This is a genomic window from Sulfuricella sp. T08, from assembly GCF_000971475.1.
In the GTDB taxonomy this organism is placed as follows: domain Bacteria; phylum Pseudomonadota; class Gammaproteobacteria; order Burkholderiales; family Sulfuricellaceae; genus Sulfuricella.
Genome location: NZ_DF967539.1, coordinates 90,850 through 110,365, shown reverse-complemented (window position 1 = coordinate 110,365; position 19,516 = coordinate 90,850). Strand labels below are relative to the sequence as shown.

The 19,516-nt window shown below is 56.0% G+C and carries 20 protein-coding genes and 1 pseudogene; 4 read left to right on the top strand and 17 right to left on the bottom strand.

All coding sequences use genetic code 11. From position 1 onward, the window contains the following. The first annotated feature begins 7 nt into the window (after nt 1-7). The 4 genes from SCT_RS09845 to SCT_RS09830 all read left to right on the top strand — a co-directional run bounded on the left by SCT_RS09845 (nt 8) and on the right by SCT_RS09830 (nt 3,597). Nucleotides 8-1,435 carry a S41 family peptidase gene (locus SCT_RS09845; protein ID WP_059422335.1) on the top strand — a complete coding sequence of 476 codons (1,428 nt, stop codon included), beginning with the start codon at nt 8-10 and terminating at the stop codon, nt 1,433-1,435. A gap of 116 nt (nt 1,436-1,551) precedes the next feature. Beyond that, nucleotides 1,552-2,307: a HesA/MoeB/ThiF family protein gene (locus tag SCT_RS09840; protein ID WP_059422327.1), complete on the top strand. Its 756-nt coding sequence runs from the start codon at nt 1,552-1,554 to the stop codon at nt 2,305-2,307. A 38-nt stretch (nt 2,308-2,345) separates the two neighbouring features. Beyond that, nucleotides 2,346-2,600: a DUF504 domain-containing protein gene (locus tag SCT_RS09835; RefSeq protein ID WP_059422323.1), complete on the top strand. Its 255-nt coding sequence runs from the start codon at nt 2,346-2,348 to the stop codon at nt 2,598-2,600. Nucleotides 2,601-2,634: 34 nt separating this feature from the next. Beyond that, on the top strand, nt 2,635-3,597 hold the full coding sequence (locus SCT_RS09830) for a M28 family peptidase (protein WP_202812141.1): 963 nt from the start codon (nt 2,635-2,637) through the stop codon (nt 3,595-3,597). 112 nt (nt 3,598-3,709) lie between these two features. On the opposite strand, the gene SCT_RS09825 is transcribed toward SCT_RS09830, so the two are convergent. The 17 genes and pseudogenes from SCT_RS09825 to SCT_RS09745 form a co-directional block, all read right to left on the bottom strand. Further along, the gene (locus SCT_RS09825) at nt 3,710-4,645 is read right to left on the bottom strand and encodes a PDC sensor domain-containing protein (RefSeq protein ID WP_059422317.1); all 936 of its coding nucleotides are present in this window, start codon (nt 4,643-4,645) and stop codon (nt 3,710-3,712) included. A 184-nt stretch (nt 4,646-4,829) separates the two neighbouring features. Further along, the gene (gene slmA, locus SCT_RS09820) at nt 4,830-5,408 is read right to left on the bottom strand and encodes a nucleoid occlusion factor SlmA (protein ID WP_059422312.1); all 579 of its coding nucleotides are present in this window, start codon (nt 5,406-5,408) and stop codon (nt 4,830-4,832) included. A 54-nt stretch (nt 5,409-5,462) separates the two neighbouring features. Beyond that, nucleotides 5,463-6,953 carry an NAD(P)/FAD-dependent oxidoreductase gene (locus SCT_RS09815; protein ID WP_059422307.1) on the bottom strand — a complete coding sequence of 497 codons (1,491 nt, stop codon included), beginning with the start codon at nt 6,951-6,953 and terminating at the stop codon, nt 5,463-5,465. A 32-nt stretch (nt 6,954-6,985) separates the two neighbouring features. After that, on the bottom strand, nt 6,986-7,348 hold the full coding sequence (locus SCT_RS09810) for an iron-sulfur cluster assembly accessory protein (RefSeq protein ID WP_059422305.1): 363 nt from the start codon (nt 7,346-7,348) through the stop codon (nt 6,986-6,988). 33 nt (nt 7,349-7,381) lie between these two features. Continuing rightward, nucleotides 7,382-8,824, bottom strand: a complete 1,443-nt coding sequence (locus tag SCT_RS09805) for a cobyrinate a,c-diamide synthase (RefSeq protein ID WP_059422303.1) — start codon at nt 8,822-8,824, stop codon at nt 7,382-7,384. A 152-nt stretch (nt 8,825-8,976) separates the two neighbouring features. Next, the gene (gene nrfD / locus SCT_RS09800; protein ID WP_059422301.1) at nt 8,977-10,164 is read right to left on the bottom strand and encodes an NrfD/PsrC family molybdoenzyme membrane anchor subunit; all 1,188 of its coding nucleotides are present in this window, start codon (nt 10,162-10,164) and stop codon (nt 8,977-8,979) included. A gap of 4 nt (nt 10,165-10,168) precedes the next feature. Then, the gene (dsrO, locus tag SCT_RS09795) at nt 10,169-10,909 is read right to left on the bottom strand and encodes a sulfate reduction electron transfer complex DsrMKJOP subunit DsrO (protein ID WP_059422298.1); all 741 of its coding nucleotides are present in this window, start codon (nt 10,907-10,909) and stop codon (nt 10,169-10,171) included. Then, complete coding sequence (locus SCT_RS09790; protein WP_059422296.1) at nt 10,906-11,436, bottom strand: hypothetical protein; 531 nt, start codon at nt 11,434-11,436, stop codon at nt 10,906-10,908. Before SCT_RS09790 ends, dsrO begins: the two co-directional genes overlap by 4 nt. A gap of 2 nt (nt 11,437-11,438) precedes the next feature. Next, nucleotides 11,439-13,448, bottom strand: coding sequence for an NAD(P)-binding protein (locus SCT_RS09785; RefSeq protein ID WP_059422293.1), 2,010 nt, complete (start codon nt 13,446-13,448; stop codon nt 11,439-11,441). An 86-nt stretch (nt 13,449-13,534) separates the two neighbouring features. Continuing rightward, on the bottom strand, nt 13,535-15,088 hold the full coding sequence (gene dsrK / locus SCT_RS09780; protein ID WP_059422286.1) for a sulfate reduction electron transfer complex DsrMKJOP subunit DsrK: 1,554 nt from the start codon (nt 15,086-15,088) through the stop codon (nt 13,535-13,537). Between the two features lie 64 nt (nt 15,089-15,152). Beyond that, entirely contained in the window at nt 15,153-15,902 is a 750-nt protein-coding gene (locus SCT_RS09775; RefSeq protein ID WP_059422284.1) for a respiratory nitrate reductase subunit gamma, read from the bottom strand. A gap of 144 nt (nt 15,903-16,046) precedes the next feature. Beyond that, nucleotides 16,047-16,379 carry a TusE/DsrC/DsvC family sulfur relay protein gene (locus SCT_RS09770; protein ID WP_009207527.1) on the bottom strand — a complete coding sequence of 111 codons (333 nt, stop codon included), beginning with the start codon at nt 16,377-16,379 and terminating at the stop codon, nt 16,047-16,049. Between the two features lie 43 nt (nt 16,380-16,422). Then, the gene (gene tusB, locus SCT_RS09765) at nt 16,423-16,725 is read right to left on the bottom strand and encodes a sulfurtransferase complex subunit TusB (protein ID WP_059422282.1); all 303 of its coding nucleotides are present in this window, start codon (nt 16,723-16,725) and stop codon (nt 16,423-16,425) included. A 13-nt stretch (nt 16,726-16,738) separates the two neighbouring features. Beyond that, nucleotides 16,739-17,146 (bottom strand): sulfurtransferase complex subunit TusC, encoded by a 408-nt coding sequence (tusC, locus tag SCT_RS09760; RefSeq protein WP_059422280.1) that lies wholly within the window; start codon nt 17,144-17,146, stop codon nt 16,739-16,741. A gap of 12 nt (nt 17,147-17,158) precedes the next feature. After that, complete coding sequence (tusD, locus tag SCT_RS09755; protein ID WP_059422278.1) at nt 17,159-17,518, bottom strand: sulfurtransferase complex subunit TusD; 360 nt, start codon at nt 17,516-17,518, stop codon at nt 17,159-17,161. A gap of 83 nt (nt 17,519-17,601) precedes the next feature. Then, nucleotides 17,602-18,672, bottom strand: coding sequence for a dissimilatory-type sulfite reductase subunit beta (gene dsrB, locus SCT_RS09750; protein ID WP_059422276.1), 1,071 nt, complete (start codon nt 18,670-18,672; stop codon nt 17,602-17,604). A gap of 51 nt (nt 18,673-18,723) precedes the next feature. Continuing rightward, a pseudogene (locus SCT_RS09745) lies at nt 18,724-19,516 on the bottom strand (sulfite reductase, dissimilatory-type subunit alpha); the annotation flags it as partial.

Here is a 19,516-nt window from a genome sequence, read left to right as displayed (position 1 = left end):
GAATGTAATGCGCGGCAAAATGCAAAAAACCAGCTTGATCTTTTTTGGCGCCATCATCGGAGTGATGATCAGCCTCAATTTCTCCGCAGTGGCCAACAAGGAAACCGTCAGTCCACTACCTATCGATGACCTGCGTGCCTTCACCGAGGTCTTCGGCAAGATCAAGAGCGACTATGTCGAACCGGTGGAAGACAAAAAACTCATCACCGAAGCAATCAACGGCATGCTCTCAGGCCTCGACCCCCATTCCGCTTACCTTGACGCCGATGCGTTCAAGGATTTACGCGTCGGAACCCAGGGCGAATTCGGCGGCCTCGGCATCGAGGTGGGCATGGAGGACGGCTTCGTCAAGGTGGTGTCGCCCATCGAGGATACGCCGGCATTCCTGGCTGGCATAAAAAGTGGAGACCTGATCATCAAGCTGGACGAAACCCCGGTCAAGGGACTAACTTTGAATGATGCAGTCAAACGCATGCGCGGTAAACCTGGAACCAAGATCACTCTCACTGTGATCCGCAAGGGCGAAACCAAACCCCTGATCATTACCCTCTCGCGCGCCGTGATCAAAATCCAGAGCGTAAAATCGAAACTGGTCGAACCGGGCTATGGCTATATCCGCATTACCCAGTTTCAAGAGCATACTGGCGAGAACATGGCCAAGGCACTGGATACCTTTTACAAGCAGAACAAGGCACCTCTGAAGGGGCTGGTGCTGGATTTGCGCAACGATCCGGGCGGCCTGCTCAACGGCGCCGTCGCAGTTTCATCGGCATTCCTGCCGAAAGATGCTCTGGTGGTGTATACCGAGGGACGCACCGAGGACGCCAAGATGAAGCTGACGGCAAACAAGGAAAACTACCTGCACAACGCTACGCAGGAAGATTACCTGAAAAACCTGCCCGCAGACATTAAAACCGTGCCTATGGTGGTACTGGTCAACGGCGGCTCGGCCTCGGCCTCAGAAATCGTTGCTGGCGCCCTGCAGGATCACAAGCGCGCCATCATCATGGGCACGCAAACCTTTGGCAAGGGGTCGGTGCAAACCGTCCTGCCATTAGGCAACAACACCGCCATCAAACTGACCACGTCGCGCTATTTCACGCCCAATGGACGCTCCATCCAGGCCAAAGGCATCAGCCCGGATATCGCTGTCGAAGAGGCAACGGTCAGCGGAGTCGAGCAGCAGGGCGCATTCAACCTGCGCGAAGCCGATCTGGAGCGGCATCTATCCAACGGCAACAAGGACGAAGAAGACAAGAAGCCCGAATCGCCGTCGATCAAGCTGCCCACACCACCCAAAGCTGAGCCCAAGGGCAAAGAAGGCAAAACCGACAGCGGCAAACCGGCTCCCGGCGAGGTCGTCTCGAAAAACGACTACCAGCTGAATCAGGCACTCAACCTGCTGAAGGGATTGAATATCCTGCAGCGCAAGTGAGGCCTAAGGTAGGGTGGGCACGTTTTTGTGCCCACGCGGTCAGCGGAGGTTGTTCCGCGTGGGCACAAAAACGTGCCCACCCTATCAAGCTGATGGCTGACATCTGACCCCTACCAATGGACGACAACCAGCTCCTGCGCTACAGCCGGCACATCCTGCTGCCACAGATCGGCATTGAGGGGCAGGAAAAACTGCTTGGCGCCCATGCCCTGATCATCGGCGCCGGCGGCTTGGGCTCCCCAGCCGCGCTTTACCTTGCTGCCAGCGGCGTTGGCAGAATCACGATCTGCGACGGCGACAGCGTAGACCTCACCAACCTGCAGCGCCAGATCGCCCACTTCACCCATTCCCTCGGCACCAACAAGGCGATATCAGCGCAGCGCACGCTCGCCGCCATCAATCCAGAAACCAACATCACGGCCATTCCGCAGCGCGTCGAAGGGGCTGAACTTAACCACCTCGTCGCTCAGTCCGATGTCGTGCTTGATGCCAGCGACAACTTCGCCACCCGCCATGCCGTCAACCGTGCCTGCGTCGCCCACGCAAAGCCGCTGGTTTCCGGTGCAGCGATCCGCTTCGATGGACAGGTAGCGGTTTTTGATTTGCGTACCCCATCCAGCCCTTGCTACCACTGCCTGTTTCCGGAAACGGGGGTTGAGGAAGGCGAGCGCTGCGCGGTGATGGGCGTGTTCGCGCCGCTGGTGGGAATCATCGGCTCAACCCAGGCGGCCGAAGCGCTGAAGATCCTGAGCGGCACAGGCCAGCCGCTGAATGGCCGGCTGCTGCTGCTCGATGGGTTGCAGATGGAGTGGCGCTCGATCAGGCTGAAGAAGGACCCGGCCTGTCCGGTGTGTGGTGAGTTGAAAAACTAGCTATCCTTAGTTCATAAAGCCTTAAAGGGTGAAATCCCATGCTCCCCATTCAGGAACTGCTCAACCGGCTTCGCTGGGATAGCGCATTCGCAAATGGGGATTTCGTGATCGGCTATTACGACCGCGTGGAAGGGCAAATCATTCAGGTGCCGTTGCAGCAGGTGCACATGACTCCAGGCGATCATTTCTCTTGCCAGGTAACAGATCAGGACGGCTACGCTCACGACGTTCCCTTTCATCGCATCAAGGAAGTCCGCAAGGACAGTCAGCTGATCTGGCACAGGGAACACTAGTGCCAAGGATGGGAGCGATCATTTGCAGATGAAAATGCCCGGCCTCCTCCTCATCGGTATCATGCTGACCTGGAGCGGAGCGTCCTTGCCGGAGACCACACCCGCCATGAATCGCGCACTGAATTCTTCCTCGCCCATCCTTGCAGACCGCCTGCGCGGCCATGTTTCCCATCTTGCCGATGAGATCGGACAACGCAACGTATTCCGACCCGATGCGCTGCATGCAGCCGCCGACTACATTCGCCACGAATGGGCCGCCCAGAATTACCAGGTGAACTCGCAGTATTACCAGGCTATGGGCGTCAAAAGCGAAAATCTGGAAGTGTGTCGGACAGGCAAGACCAAGCCCGAAGAAATCATCCTGGTGGGCGCTCATTACGATACGGTGCGGGGTTCTCCAGGCGCGGACGACAACGCGAGCGGTGTCTCGGCGCTCCTTGAGCTTACGCGTCTGTTCGCCACCGAGGAGACGGAGCACACCCTCCGCTTCGTAGCATTCGTCAACGAAGAACCGCCCTTCTTTTTCTGGAGCCAGATGGGCAGCAGCGTTTACGCAGAAGCCGCGAAGGCGCGCGGCGAGAATATTCGCCTGATGATTTCCCTGGAAATGCTGGGCTCATATAGCGACAAGCCAGGCAGCCAAAGTTATCCGCCCCTACTCCGGCACTTCTACCCTAACCAGGCAAATTTCATCGCCCTGGTTTCAAATCGGGCATCCCGCAAGGAATTGCGACAGCTGGTCGCAGCCTTCAAGTCCCACTCAGATTTTCCCGTGGAATCACTTGCCGCCTTCGAATTTATCCCCGGTGTAGCATGGAGCGACCATCTCTCCTTCTGGCGGGCGGAATATCCGGCAATAATGATCACTGACACCGCTTTCTATCGCAATGCGGCCTACCATACCGCTATTGACACCACGGAGAAGCTGAACTACTCCGCAATGGCCAGAGTGACAGAAGGATTGTTCCATGCCCTGAAGGCACTGGAATTGCCGTAGCGTCTTCTTGAGACGAGCCGAGTCGATTCAGCAGACTGAGTTCATGAGATTTAGCATTCCACACAAAGGCTAAACCGATTTTTCCGCCCTTTGAGGGTATGTTGGCGCCCACTCAGAACCAGAAAGTCGTGTCCTTCATCAGGAACTCAACATAGTGCATGTAGTGGGAACCGTCGCAGGAAAAAGTCAGGCTCACGATACCATTGAAAATATTAATCGAGGCTGTGCGCAAATAGAAGGTCGGATCGGTTACGCGCAGCGATTGCATGGTATTGAGAATGCGCCTGATGTCGACTTGGGGGATTGCCGCATTGCTGGGATAAGGCCGAGACGGGAATACCAGACAGATATCCGGATCGTTCAAGGCCTCGTGATCCAGGATACGATAGCGAAAAGGGTCATCCATGGTCCAGATGGTTGCCTGGCTGCTGGAAAAATGCAAAAGGCATTGGAATACGCCACGTTGGGTGAGCAGTTCTTCCAAAATGGACAGAGCCTGATCCATGTTCCGGTCCATCGGGCTTTCGACACGGCTCTGCTGAAAAACCGTCCCGCGAATCGCCGGATCGCCTTTCACTTGCCGCCAATAGCCCGGTTCATCGTAGAGCTCCGATGTCACCGACAGATTGCGCAAGTCGAAATCGGCACCGAGATAACCCAGCCAGTGGTCGTCCCTGCGCACTACCTGCAGGGCCGTGAGGGAAGGCCGGCGCTCGGTCAGGCTGATGTAGGCGTCCGAGAGCAGGAATCCCCAGGACGGCACGACTTCCTTCATGTAGGGACGCTGGGAGCGGTCGCGGCCAAAGTGGGCAGATGTAATCCCGGATTGGCTGACATTGTCGCAAATCTGTATGCCGTCCATACCTACGCAGTACAAGAAGGTGCAATTGGGAATACCGGAAAAACCGCTGTCGAGGATGTCATTGAGCTGTTCTCGGTCTCCCCATGCCGGAGTGCAACGCTCCGCCAGACGCGCCATGGGTTCCCGCAGGATGCGCGCCAGTTCCTCCCGTTGGAGGTAGATGCTGTCTTTCCACGATTTATTCATGGGGCTATATCTCCTACTATCATCCAATCGGCTGTTATTAGGCAACCTATAAAAATGTGGCATGACTAGAACAGAGGATTCAGTCTGACATTTTTCAGGATGGAATCAACCGCGCATTACGGATACCCGAAAGATTTACGCAGGACTGTCAACTCAGCACTCAAGACTGTTTTTCACTCAGAACTCACCCCTTGATCAGCCCCCGCCCCTGCGCAATCCAGAACTCCATAGGCTCGCGCTTGAAGCCGCTCTTGGCGAACTGATGCCAGCGGCCAACCACGAAGCTAATCATCAGGTTGGCTTGAGCGGCGGCATCGATCTCTGCTGAAATTTCCTGCTGGCTCGTGGCAAGCCGCAATGACTGCTTGAGCGTGGCTTCCAGCCGGTCGTGCAGCTGGTTGATGCGGATCTGGAGGCGGCTGTCCTCGTTGACCAGCACCTCGCCGATCAGCACCCGGGTCATGCCGGGATTCTTCTGGGCAAAACCGAGCAGCATCGGCAGCACGGCCTCCAGCTGTTTCACACCGCTCTTTTCTTCGCTGGTGATCTTGTTGATCAGGCCGAACAGGGTCTGCTCGATAAACTCGATCAAGCCCTCGAACATCTGTGCCTTGCTGGCAAAGTGTCGGTAGAGCGCTGCCTCGGATACGCCGATCCTGGCGGCCAGGGAAGCGGTGGTGATTTTCTCGCCCTGCGGTTTCTGCAACATTTCTGCCAGATTTTGCAGGATCTGGAGTTTTCGTTCTCCGGGTTTGGCTGCCATGTTTTTCCCTTGGGTATTTTGTCGCTGTTGATTATAACCGGATGGTCGGCCGTTTTACTTTGGATGGCTGGCGAAGATGCCGGGGCGAAACACCTCCTTGCCGGACTTGGAGAATGCCGAGGTATAGGGGTCGATTGCGGTTTCCAGCTCCTCGCACCAGGAGGGGTGGCTGTAGCTCATGTCGGTGAAAAACCACAATCCACGCTCAGACTGGCAGGCTGCCGACATCATGTGTATCTGCTCGCCCGCTTCCGGCCCGACGATGCAACCGCCCAGCAACTGGCCGGTCTCGGCATCGTGCACCACCTCGATGAATCCTTCATAGTCGTGATGCGCGCGTCCCTTGCCGGAGCCGCCGAAGTTGGCGCGGGCCACATCGGCATCGAACCCGGCCTGCTCGGCGAGATCCTCGGTCAGCCCTACCGCCGCGATTTCCAGAGCTGAATGAATGACTGTCGGCACCTTGTGATAATTGTTATGCAGGACATTGCCGTTGATGGCATTGGCTGCCGCCACCTTGGCATCATGCAGGGCGGCATTGGCAGTCATCGGGCCGGGCTTGACGTCACCGATGGCGTAAATGCCGGGAACGCTGGTTTCCAGGTGTTCCGTCACCTCGATGAAACCCTCCGGATTCAGCGCCACCCCGGCTTCCTCCAAGCCAAGACCGGCCGTCATCGGCCGCCGGCCAACGGCTACCAGCACATGTTCAAATGTGTCGCGGTGTCCGTCCGTACACGTAATCTCCACCTTTCCGTCGATGATCTGACTTTGCGCAACGGTAGCGTTCTTGCGCACTTCTATACCGATGCGTGCGAACTTGCGCTCCAGCACGGCGCTGGCGCGCTCCGGGATATGAGGCCGATCCAATAAACGGTTTCCCTGTTCAACGATACACACGCGGGAACCGAACTGATGCAGCAAAAAGCCTAGCTCCGCACCTATCGAGCCACCGCCGACACACAAAATGGATTTCGGCAGGTGGTCGAGCCGGTACATGAAATCGGGCGAGTGCATGATCTCCCGAGCGTTTCTCGGGCATGCATCGAGTTCGCGTGGCGTCGAACCGGTGGCAATGATGATGCGCTTGGCCCTGAGTTCAAGCGGCGTAGTGATGGTCAGCTTTCCCTTATCGGTAAATGGCGCATCGCATTCCGGCGAGTTCAGGCTGCGCACCGGATTAACGCTTATCCGGCCATCGCCCAGCAGCTTCCCCTCGCCGATAAAAACGCGCACGCCCAGACGCTTGAGCCACACCGTGAAATTATTGCGAATGCCGGTGACCACTTGATCTTTGTGCGTCATGGCCGCCATGAAATCCCCACGCACCTGGCCGATCAGACCACGGCCCTGCAGGCCATTAACATCCTCGATCAGCGAGGCGAGATGAAGCAGAGTTTTTTTCGGGATGCAGCCCTGATTCAGACACACACCACCCGGCAAGCCCTTTTCCACCAGTGCTACCTTGGCACCAAGGTGAGCGGCGGTGATCGCGGCCTTGTATCCTCCCGGGCCGCTACCGATAATTACGAGGTCGAATTCCATCCGCTGAGTAAGCTTTGTAACCCCGGAGCGGGTTAGTGACAACCGCCACCGCAACCGCCGCACCCACCACCACCGCCACCTGATGAAGTACCGCAGGAAGAACCGCCGTCATCGTTGGGGTTGATAAAGATAAAGCGGAAGTCGCCGGGGTCAAGCTCGACGAAATCCAGCACGGCCCCATTCAGCAGATTCAGATTGTCTGGTGACACGATGACGGTGACCCCCTCGGAATTCACCATCATGTCTTCTTCACTCTGTTCATCGAAACCCATTCCATACTGGATAGTTCCATCTATACCGCGACGAGCGGCAATCCGCAGAAACATCCCTTCAGCTTCACTTTGGGTGGCAGCCTGGTGAATCTGCTCGGCGGCTTTGGCTGTGACTGTAATCATCGACTTTCTCCTTTTAGATATTAACAATTCAAATCAGGCCGCACGATCATGGCGCAGCGTACCCCCGTCAACCGGCTTGTCTGCTCCTTGCGCATTGCTGCGCACAAAGGCAACGAAACGGGCTGCCCAATTATAATTTCCCAGACTGCGCAGATGCGCATAAGAAGCCAGCAGGTTTTTGTAAACGATACCGTCGTGGCGTCCATCTATTCCATGTCCGCGCTTGACCTCGTAAGCATATTTCAGCCTACCCGTATCCAGGTTGTCCAGGCTGGAATAGTGGAATTCGTGGCCACGCAACTCAGTCACCGACGATGGCCCGGCCGCCGTCACCCATGGGTTCTCCCCCGTTTCGTTCAAACGCACGTAACCCCGGCCGACAGGTTTTTCGTGCATCATCACATCGCCTGGAATGACGCCCACCATATTGCGCTTTTCGCCATGCCAGGTCAGCGAGCGCGCCAGGTACATGAGCCCGCCGCATTCCGCGTATACCGGCATGCCGTTCTCGATGGCACTGCCGATCTCTTCGCGCAACGTGGTGTTGGCTTCCAGTTCGTTCATGAACAACTCAGGGAAGCCGCCGCCGATAAACAGGCCATCCACTTCCGGGAGATGCGGATCGTGCAAGGTATCCAGCGGGACCAGTTCGGCTCCGGCGGCGCGTAAGGCATCGATATCGTCAGCATAATAGAAGCCGAAGGCCTTGTCCTTGGCCCAGCCGATGCGCACCTTCGGCAACAAGGCAGGAGTAAGCGCCTCAGCGCTTGGATGAGCGGGTGCAGGCAACCGCGGCGCTAAAGCCGCTATTTCAAGTAATTTATCGAGATCTACTTGCGCCCCGACCACTGCTCCAATTTCATTCACGCGCAGCGTCGCTGCCTCGGTTTCGTTGCTAGGCATCAAGCCAAGGTGTCGCTCCACGATTTCCAGCCGTTTGTCGTGATGCACTGCGCCGATCACCGGCACGTCCGTATAGTGCTCGATCACGGCACGCAGCTTGCTCTCGTGACGGGCACCGCCGAGATTATTGAGAATTACCCCGGCAATATTTATATTCCGGTCGAATGCCTGGTAGCCCAGTATCAAAGGCGCGATTCCACGTGTCATGCCTCGCGCATCGATAACCAACACCACCGGCGCCTGCAACAGACGAGCCAGCGCGGCATTGCTGTTGCTGCCGTCGAGGTTGAGCCCGTCGTACAGGCCTTTGTTGCCTTCAATCAAGCTGACGTCAGCACCGGCGGAGTGCCGCTGGAATTCGGCGACGATCTCGTCTTGGCCCATCATGAAGAAATCGAGGTTGCGACAGGGACGTCCGCTGGCAACGGAAAGCCACATTGGGTCGATGTAATCGGGGCCCTTTTTGAAGGGCTGAACCTTGGTGCCGCGCGCTCTGAATGCGGCGCACAAGCCGATGGAGACGGTGGTTTTTCCGGAGGATTTATGTGCGGCGGAGATTAGCAGGCGGGACATAAGTCGGAATTTGCAGAGGGGTAAGGGTACTGTCGGCTATTTTGACAGAAAAGGGTTCCGTGAGTTTCACGCCAGAGCTTTTTCTTCCGGCGGTATCCGGAATGAGTTTCCTGCGAGCCCGGATGCGGTACGTCTCCGGGCACGTAGTTTGACTAGTGGCTGACCGTGTGATGCTTGTCATCCGGCATGAAATTTAACACCTTTGCCGCTATTGCGGTAATCAGCGCGGCTGCCGCGATGCCACCCATGCCGAGGAGAAACTCGGGCAAGCTGGGGCTGTAAGTATGTATCTGGCCATCGAAGAAGCTGCTGCTTTCCACCATGCTGGGGAATATGCTCAGAGGGAATGCCTGGCCACCGATAAGCAGCACGTAGAGCTGCGCAAAAGCGCCGAGAATAACCAGCATCGATGCCGTAACAATCCAGCCGTTCCTCTTGCTCAAGCCGGGGTGGAACAGGATCGCCAGCGGCGCGAGAGTGCCCAGCAGAATCTGGCCAAACCAGAACAGGTTAGTGTAAACACCACCGTCAATCAGGATAAAGTGCTCGAAGGCCGTCTGTTTTGCAAAATAAAGGTTCGTCATATGGTACACCACTGTGAAGTAGAGTACCGCAGCAACGAAAGTCGCCAGCAGGTTTTTCAATCTATGCAGAATCACCTCATCCAGTACGCGATCATTCCAGCTGTACATCACTGCCTGAACGATCATGAACACAGCCAGCCCGAATGAAAATGACATAATAATGAACATGGGCGCCAGCAGTGCTGTGCCATAGGCCTGGCGCGCCACTAAAAAGCCGAAGATGGCGCCGGTACCGGTGGTCAATGCAAGGCGCCAGATAAAGGCGGCAAAGCCGACATACTTGGAATAGGCATGCATTTTGCGATCTAACATCGTCCACAGATAAAGGGCGACAACGGTAAAAAAGACGGTGTACAGGAATACATTGAGCGCAAAGACGGATTTGAGGTTCAAATAGGTCATTGCAATGATGAGCCGGTCGGAGCGACCGAGATCAAGCATCAGCACCATCAAGCCACCGGCCAGCATGGCGATGGCAAGCAGGCCGGCGAGCGGGCCACGCGCCTTATACACCGGCTTGCCGAACACCGAACCAATGGATGCCACGTTGAGCACGCCGGAAGCCGCCACGATCAGGAAGATGGCAAATACATGCGGCAAGCCCCAGACGATCTGGTTGGTCATGCCGGTCACAACGTGACCGTAATGTTCCATATAGAACGCCGCCCCCAGGCCGGCCAGCACTACCAGGCCGATCACCCCCAGCACAAAGTAAAAGGCGCCATCTTTGCTCTTGCGAAAAACATCGTTGCTCATAGCGTTAAATCCCCTGATAACGAACGCCGGTGTTCAGCGCCAAATCCGCACGGACTTGGGTGGTGGCATAGGTGGCAATGCGTTTGGATATTTCGCTGTTGGCATCGTTCAGGTCTCCGAACAACATCGCACCGTGATTACCCGCCGAGCATGCTTCAACGCAGGCGGGCTCCATGTCTTTGTCTACCCGGTGCACACATAGCGTACAGGATTCGACGCAACCCTTGCCGCGTGGTACGTCTGGATTCTGGTCGTCGTGCTCCTCATGCACAAAGGAACGAGCCTTGTATGGACAGGCCATCATGCAGTAACGGCAACCTATGCAGATATGACGATCCACCAGGACGATGCCGTCGGCACGCTTGAACGACGCTCCGGTCGGACACACGTCGACGCAAGGCGGCTCGGCGCAATGCTGGCACATCATCGGCAGCGAATGGCTCTTGCCGCTTTTGACTTCTTTCAGCTCGATCTTGCGTATCCACTGCGGGTCGGTTTCCGGGTGACCCGTCGAGGCCACACCGTTTTCCTTGCCGCATGCGGTCACGCAGTCATTACATCCGGTCGCACACTTGGTACTATCAATCAGCATGCCCCAGCGCTTGGTGCTGGAAGCCGCCTCCCCAGCAGGACGCGCATTAGCCATATCAAGCAGCGTCACTCCTGGGGCAAGCACCAATCCAGCAGTACCTGCCACCCCTGCTGCGATAAATTTCCTGCGGCTGTTATCTACGTCATTGCTCATTTAACGCCCTCGCCCATGTTCAAGCTCGCTTGTTTTGCCTGCATCTGCCAGCGCATTTTTCCGGACAGACTGGATTGCTTGTCATTGCCTTCAGATTTTTGCTCCGGCGTGACGATCGGATTCATTCCCACTGCGGGGGCTTTCGGTTTGCTTGAATGACACTCGAAGCAATCCAGCTTGACGGCGGCGTAGCTGTGACAGCCCATGCAAAAGTCTTCCTTACTACTGGCCACGCTGTTGGTCTTGGGATTGACGTGACACTCAATGCAGTTTTTCAAACTGTCCTGAGAGCCGCGTATACCCTTGCGCATGGTCTCGTCACGCTGATGCATGAGGATTTTCATGTGATTGCGACGCATATAATCCTCGTCACGCACACACTTGTCTCCCTTTGCGATCAGCTTGTGCCCGCTGTGCGCACCGTGCTCGTCATCTGCAGTGGCGGGCATGACCCCAGCCAGAAGCAGGGCAGACAGGGCGGCAGCCAGCCATCCCAGTACGCTACGCCGTTTCGCCGGATTGATCATATTTAGTCGCCCATCCCCATTTTGATGTAGCCGGTGGGGCACACATCTGCGCAGATATGGCAGCCGATGCAACGTGAGTAGTCGGTATCCACGTAACGACCGGTAGTGGATTGCGCCTTCTTGACCTTGAACACGGCAGTTTGCGGGCAGTAAATCACGCAGTTATCGCATTCGAAGCATAGGCCACAACTCATGCAGCGTTTCGCTTCCGTGACTACCGTCTTGCTGTCCAGTGCTTCCAGACGCTCCTCGAAGTGACCCAGCACCTGCTCTGCAGTCAGGGTCACGAAGTTGCGCTTATTGCGCGGAGTGTACGGAAAATGGCCAAGAAACAACTCGGTGGAAGGAATCACGTACTTTTCGGAACGATCCTCAAAGTTGTGCACCGCGAACTTATCTTTGTCGGTGCCGCGCACGCCCAAGTCGATGTCCTTGGCAAAACCTTCCTCTTTCTTGACCTCTTCCTTGCTGCGTGATTGATACTTTTCCGGAGCCAGTCCAACCTCGATTTCTTTGCGCAACACGTCGAAGTAAGCCACATCTACCTTGGGCCGCTTACCCAGATCTTCACCACTCAGGTAATGATCAATACTCTCAGCTGCAATGCGACCGTGGCCGATGGCCGTGGTCAGCAGGTGAGGGCGGAGCACGTCGCCGCCGACGAAGATGCCTTTCTGTCCGGGAACCTGATAGTGCTTGTCGGCACTGATCAGACCCTTACCGTTATCGAAGCCGTCCAGACCGGTGAAGTCAACCGCCTGGCCGATAGCTGAGACAATCAGGTCGGCCGGAATATCGTATTCGGTACCTTCCTTGACAACCTGCTTGCCACCAACGGTCTCAAGCTCTGCAACGCGCAAGGCTGTCGCGCGGCCATCCGCGCCGACCACTACCGATACCGGAGTAATGCTGCCCTTGATTTCAATACCCTCGGCCAGCGCTTCATCGACCTCATGCTTGTTGGCGTTCATCTGGTCAACAGGCGAACGAGAACACAACACGACCTCGGCGCCATCCTTGGCAGATACTGCCGCAACGTCGTGCGCAACCTGACCAGCAATGATGTGCTCGGCACGCTCACTCGGATTCGCCGTCTTGATGTGGCCCAGACGACGCGCAACCGTTGCCACGTCGATAGAAGTATCACCACCACCGATCACCACTACCCGCTTGCCTACGTGCTGCAGGCGCCCATCATTGAAGGCGCGCAGGAAGGCCATGGCAGTAACGACGTTAGGCGCGTCTGCACCGGGAACCGGCAAGGGGCGGCCAGCTTGTGCGCCCATGCCCATGAAAATCGCGTCATAGTCTTTCTTGATCTGATCGAGCGTGATGTCCTTGCCGATGTGCACATTCAGCTTGACTTCGACACCGAGGTCGATGATGCGCTGAATTTCAGTGTCGAGCACGGCACGCGGCGTACGGAAGCCAGGAATGCCATAACGCATCATCCCGCCAAGCAACTCGTGCTCATCAAAAATCGTGCAGGAGTGGCCTTTCAGCGTCAACTGGTATGCCACCGACAAGCCAGCCGGTCCGCCGCCTATGATCGCTACTTTTTTTCCGGTCTTCTGGACGCCTTCAGGCACGGCGAATTTCAGATTATTCGTGATTGCGTACTCGCCGAGATAGTGTTCGACCGAGTTGATGCCTACGAAATCATCTACTTCATTACGGTTACAGCCAGATTCGCACGGTGCCGGGCAAACACGGCCCATCACTGACGGGAAGGGATTGGCCGAGGTCAGGCGACGCCATGCGTACTCCTCCATCGACACACCACCGACCGGCTTTTCTACGCCGCGCACGATATTAAGGTAACCGCGAATATCTTCGCCTGCAGGGCAGCTGCCCTGGCATGGAGGCGTACTCAGGACGTATTCCGGACACTTGTGGGAAGCATCGGCCTCGAAAATCTTGTCCTGCCAACTGCGCCACTCAGTTTTTCCATCCTTGAAACGGCGGAAGGTGCGGGCTGGATTCTTGTTCATCTCTTCAGGTGAAACTGACATAGCTTAATCTCCTAAAAATCAACTTGTAGGGTGCGCTGCGCACGCACCGTTCCGAACTGTATTGGTGCGAGACGCACCCTACAAAACTACTCTTCTTCTTTATTTTCCAACAGGATGGCCGTACTCACCAGTTGGTGAACGCCACCCACCATGCTCATATCAAATCCGTAGAAAGGAATAACCTTGACGAACTGCGCCTTGCAGATTGCGCAGATCAACGCCAGGAAATTGACCTTGCTCTCCTGAACCACGTTGTTAAACGCTTCCATACGCGGCAGCGCGCCCTTGACGCGGACCTCCAGCAGATCGTCGGTCAGAATGCCGCCACCGCCACCGCAGCAGAAGGTACTCTCGCCTATCGTTTCTTCGGCCATATCGTGGTAATTATTGACAACTGCCTTGATGACTTCACGGGGGATAATAAATTGTCCCCCCGGAATATCTCCCATGCGTGAACCACGAGCCACGTTACACGAATCATGGAAAGTGACGACCCTATGGTCGTTCAGGCTCTTGTCGAATTTGAGCTTGCCCTGCTTGATCAGATCGTACGTAAACTCACAGATGTGCTGCGGAGCCGGGTAGCGCGGATCGAGCTGCTTCTGCAGTTCGATCGAGAACGGGTCTTCACCACCCGCACCGACACCAACAAGGGTATTCCAGAAGCTATATGCTACGCGCCAGGCGTGACCGCACTCGCCCACGACAACACGCTTCACTCCCAACTCCAGTGCTGCCTCGCGGATACGCATGGCAGCGCGCCTTGTATTCTCATAACTACCGATGAACATACCGAAGTTGCCGGCTTCTGAGGCCTTTGAGCTCAGCGTCCAGCTGGTACCTGCCGCGTGGAACACTTTGCCGTAACCCATCAGACTTTCCACATGGGGTTCAGCGAAGAAGTCGGCTGACGGCGTCACCAACAGCACCTCGGCGCCTACGACATCAATCGGCAGCTTGACCGCCACACCGGTGGCGTCAAGCATGTCCTCTTCCAACCCTTCCAGAGTATCTAACAGTGCCGGACCGGGCAGCCCAAGATTATTACCAATCTTGTGCAGCTTGCCCATGATCTCGTTGGTGTATTTCTGACCATATCCCACGGCATCCAGGATTTCACGGCCGGCCATAGTCACTTCTGCAGTATCGATACCATAAGGGCAGAATACCGAGCAACGACGGCACTCTGAACACTGGTAGTAATAGGTGTACCAGTCTTCGAGAACATCCTTGGTCAAATCCTTGGCGCCCACCAGGGACGGGAAATACTTGCCGGCAAAAGTAAAATGCCGACGGTAAACGCTGCGCATCAAATCCTGGCGAGCGACCGGCATATTCTTCGGATCACCGGTACCGAGGAAGTAGTGGCACTTGTCAGTGCATGCGCCGCAGTGGACGCAGGCGTCCATGAACACCTGCAACGAGCGGTACTTGCCGAGCAGATCGCCCATCTTGGCGATCGCTTTATCGTGCCAGTCCTCTACGAGCTCGCCTGGTGCCGACCCGGCAGGAAACCCGATTATTTCCTGAATCGCTGCATTGGCGGGAAACGACTTAACGTGCGCCGACGCACCTTCCTTCACCGCCGGAACTTCAATATAGCCCGTGAGCTTGGGTACCTCAAATTGTGGAGCAGCCACTGTCCCTCCTGCTTCTGTTAATTGGTGCTTGCCGCGTTTTGCTGCTGTTTTTTTAATTTTTACGCTATTCCGACTTCGACCCTGAACCTACGTCAAACTTCGTTGCCCATGGAGCGATATGGCGCCGTTCGCGTGAATCGTCAGTTTGGTTGCGGGTTGGGCTAAAGAATATCCCTGGCGCATGCAGCAGCTTGCTGATCGGGAAAATCACCATAAGTAGTGCCACCAGGCTCAAATGCACCAGCAGCACTGGATCGGCCGGGAGTGGCCGCAGGTCGAAAACCATCAGACCAAGGAAGAAATCTTTCACCGCGACAATATCCGTATGTGCGACAAAACTCATCCCCAGGCCCGTCAGGCCAATACCGATCAAAAGCACCAACATCAGATGATCGGAAGGCGTCGAAATGTAGCGCACACGGTCAACCAGGAAGCGGCGTGCCCACAGTCCGCCAAGGCCTGCCACCATAGCGAAGCCGGCATACTTTCCGAACGGCTGAGCCCATACTACCCAGAACCAGACCGGATCGGTGAAATAGCGCAAATGACGCAAAGTAACGAGCAGCAGCGAAACATGAAAGAGCCAGCCGAATAGCCAGATCCATTTATTTGACTTGAACAGGCTCTCAAAAAGCGCCACTTCGCGCGCCATCCGAAGTACCACCCCGCCCGTCGTAGTTGGTGCTGGCGTAGTCGGGATTTTGAGGGGCGCAGGCGTACGAGCGTAGCGGTTAACTTTAACCACCAGCCCGCCTACCAGCATGGCAGTGGCCGCGTAGAAAATGCACGCATACAGCACGGTCAGAAACGACATTAACTTCCCCCGGTCTCGCTTAGGCCTCCGCCACGGTTAAACACATGGCGTCGACTTCATTTAATCTGGCTGGAACCAGTCGGAGAAGGCCGCCCGTTGGGGCGACCCACAAATCCCGACTGTGTCCAGTTTTCTTGATGTAGCTTAGATACAGCCAGTCGGCTTTGGCAAACCGGCGATCTTGCATGCCTGCTTGGCTGGGCCGTATGGGAACAACTCATACAGGTACTTGCTGTTGCCCTTTTCAGGTCCCAACTTCTTGCCAATGGCTTTGGTCAGAACACGGACGGCAGGAGCGATCTGGTAGTCGTTGTAGTACTCGCGCAGAAAGTTGATCACTTCCCAGTGCGAATCGGTCAGGTCGACCTTCTCTTCTACCGCCAGGTACTTGGCAGCTTCCTCATCCCACTCGCTCAGATTAACCAGGTAACCTTCTTCGTCGGTTTCGTAGGTCTTGCCGTTGATTTCAAATCCCATGTTTCATCTCCTCAAAAAAATCTTAAATTAAAAAACTATTAAATTAAAGCCAGGACTGGACGTTTTTGTTTTCCGCTACCAGATCCACGAAACCCGGGTAGTCGACCTGCTTGATGCCATCGATCACGGTGTCCTGCATGCCGCGCGCTTCCAGATCAGGCCACAAGGCATAAACATGGATGTCTTTAGCCATTACCGCCTTCAGCTTGCTCTCTGCAGTGTTGCCCTTGGTCGCAGCATACACGCCATCTTCAATCAACAGAACTGTGGAACCCTTCTTGGCCATACGCAGACAAGCATCCAGCGTATTTCTCTCAGAAGGTGATTTATTTACGATATGCAACATTTTCGCCCCCTAATCAGAAACTCATGACGACGTCTTGCTCGTCCATGAGCGTCGCCATTTCTTCGGAAGTCAGCACTTCCACCGGCACCACTAGGTCGTCCTCGGTTAAACCGCGGGACTCCAGCGACTCCTTCTCGACGTAGAGCTTCTCGATGTCGTAGCCTTCCAGCGCACGGTAGGCGGGCGAGAAATTCTTCATGCCCACTGCCTTGGTACCCTGGCCTTTCTTGATCTGATAAACGCCATCGTCCACGAACACCAGGCTGACATCCTGATCGAAGGCGGCGCTGATCAACACAACCTCAAGGGATTCCAGCGCGTAGATGGTGCCATACGGTGCTTTGCGGTTGATAAATGCGAATTTTTTTACGGTACCCGAGGATTCTTCGTCCATATCGATACCCCCTGTGCTTTCAGTCATAATTGCCTCCCATCAATCGCCAAAGGTTACCGTGCGATCCGCCTGGATGCCAGTTTCCACCAGCTGACCCAGACCGGAAATCCTGAACCCCGGCGCCAAATTTTCGTTCACGATACCGCGCCGCAAGCCGGCGGCCACACACACCACCAGATCCACGCCGTGCTCTTCCGCCAGTTTGCTCCAGCGATTGACGATATGACGGTCATCCGCAGGTGGCTCAGTCAGCTTGGTCGCATTGTTCACACCGTCGTGATAGAAAAACACACGATGGATTTCGTGGCCCTTGTCAATCGCCGCCTTGGCGAACTGATACGCAGTATCTGCCGCCTGGTGGTTGTACGGGCCTTCATTCACCAATATTCCGAATTTCATCCCTGAATATCCTGTTAATAGAAAGTTAGACGATTGCCAATTTCCTGCCGGGGTTTCCGGCTGGAAATTGGCACGCAGGTGCACTAGAACCGAATATGCGTGGAAGCGTTCAGCGTCGCACGAGCACCGCGCCAGTCATCAATATGGTACTTGGTGAAAGGCAAACCGGTTTTCTCGAAGAATTGCGGCCAGCCGATGCGATCCACCCAGTCGGACATACGCTCCCAAGGTTTGGCATCCGCCTTATACACGCGCAGGATGTTCTTCACCACAGCGCCCACTTCTGGCCAGCGCGGCGCATTGTTGGGCAGGCCGGAGGCAACCAGCTTGTGGAAGGTCGGACGGAGACGGGCGTTGGAGTTCTTGCCGCCAACCCAGATAGCAATCTTGGAAAACTCGGGATCGTTGATCTGCATCGGTGGGCAAGGAGGGAAGCAAGCGCCGCAGCACATGCACTTGGATTCATCGATTTCCAAGGAGGGCTTGCCATTCACCAGGGCGGGACGGATTGCAGCCACGGGGCAGCGCGCAACCACGGTCGGACGTTCGCATGCGTTGGCCACCAGATCATGATTGATCTTTGGTGGTTTGGTGTGCTGCATAATGATCGCGATGTCCGCTTGGCCGCCGCAGTTAATCTCGCAGCAGGAGGTGGACAGCTTGACACGGTTAGGCATTTCTTCGTGGATGAACTCCTCATATAACTCATCCATCAGCGCCTTCACCACGCCCGAAGCGTCGGTGCCAGGAATATCGCAGTGCAGGAATCCCTGGGTGTGCGAAATCATGGAGACCGAGTTACCGGTACCGCCAATCGGGAAGCCGTGCTTGCCCAGTTCAGCAATCAGCGGGGCCACTTTCGACTCGTCTGTGACCATGTACTCGATGTTGCTACGAGTAGTAAAACGGACATAACCATCTGCAAAATTATCGGCAATGTCGCACAGGGTGCGAATGGTGTAAACGTCCATCTGACGCTGGGTACCAGCGCGCACCGTCCAGATTTCGTCGCCGTTATGGGCGACATGGTGCAGCACGCCTGGACGCGGACGATCATGGTACTTCCAGTTGCCATAGTTTTTCTTCATCATCGGGTGCAAGTACTGCACATGATCTGGTACGCCGCTCTCAATCGGTTCACGCATTTCAGTCATTATTCTCTCCAAACACTTTTATCTAAAGTTTCTGAGGCTAAATGCCAAGCATCAAGCCGCGTTCGCTTTGCGCTGGTTGGCCTTCTCGACTTCCTCATCCCAGCCGTCAGTACGGACATAAGGATTGGCGCGCGGCTGCAGCACCATAGTCGCATCAATATCGCGACCGATGCCTTCCAGGAAGTTGACCAGGCCGATACGGTCGATCATTTCGCCGGTGCGCTCGTGCTCCAGGGCGTTTTCGGCGAAGAAGTCGATAGTGTCCTGAGCGAGCTGATTCAAGGCATCGAAGTCCTCATCGGATTCCAGCTTCATGAACGGCACGATTACGGTCCCCAGGGAAGTACCGATCTTCAGCACGCTCTTGCCGCCCATCAAGACGGTCACGCCCTTGTCCTTGCCCGGAGCCAGGGCACCGGTCATGACGTTGATGCAGTGCATGCAGCGTACGCAGCTGTGGTTTTCGATCTGCATCGACTGGGTGTCGTTGATCGCGACGCTGGAGATGCCTTCGGCCGTGGAGACGTCCTTGGTGTTCTTCAGGGACAGCGCCTTGGTCGGGCAGCGGCTGATGACGTCGTTGACCAGTTCGTCCATGCCGTGCTTGGCGAACCACTTCTTGCCCAGTACGTCGTCGGTCTGGATGCTGTCGCGCCAGGTGCCGATGGTGGCCATGTCGGAACGCTGAATCGAGTTGACGCAGTCGTTCGGGCAGCCGGAGAACTTGAACTTGAACTTGTATGGCAGGGCCGGGCGGTGCATGTCGTCGAGGAAGTTATTGACCACGGTGCGCAGTGCCTTGGCTTCGTCGAAGCAGGACTGTTCGCAGCGGGCTGCACCGACG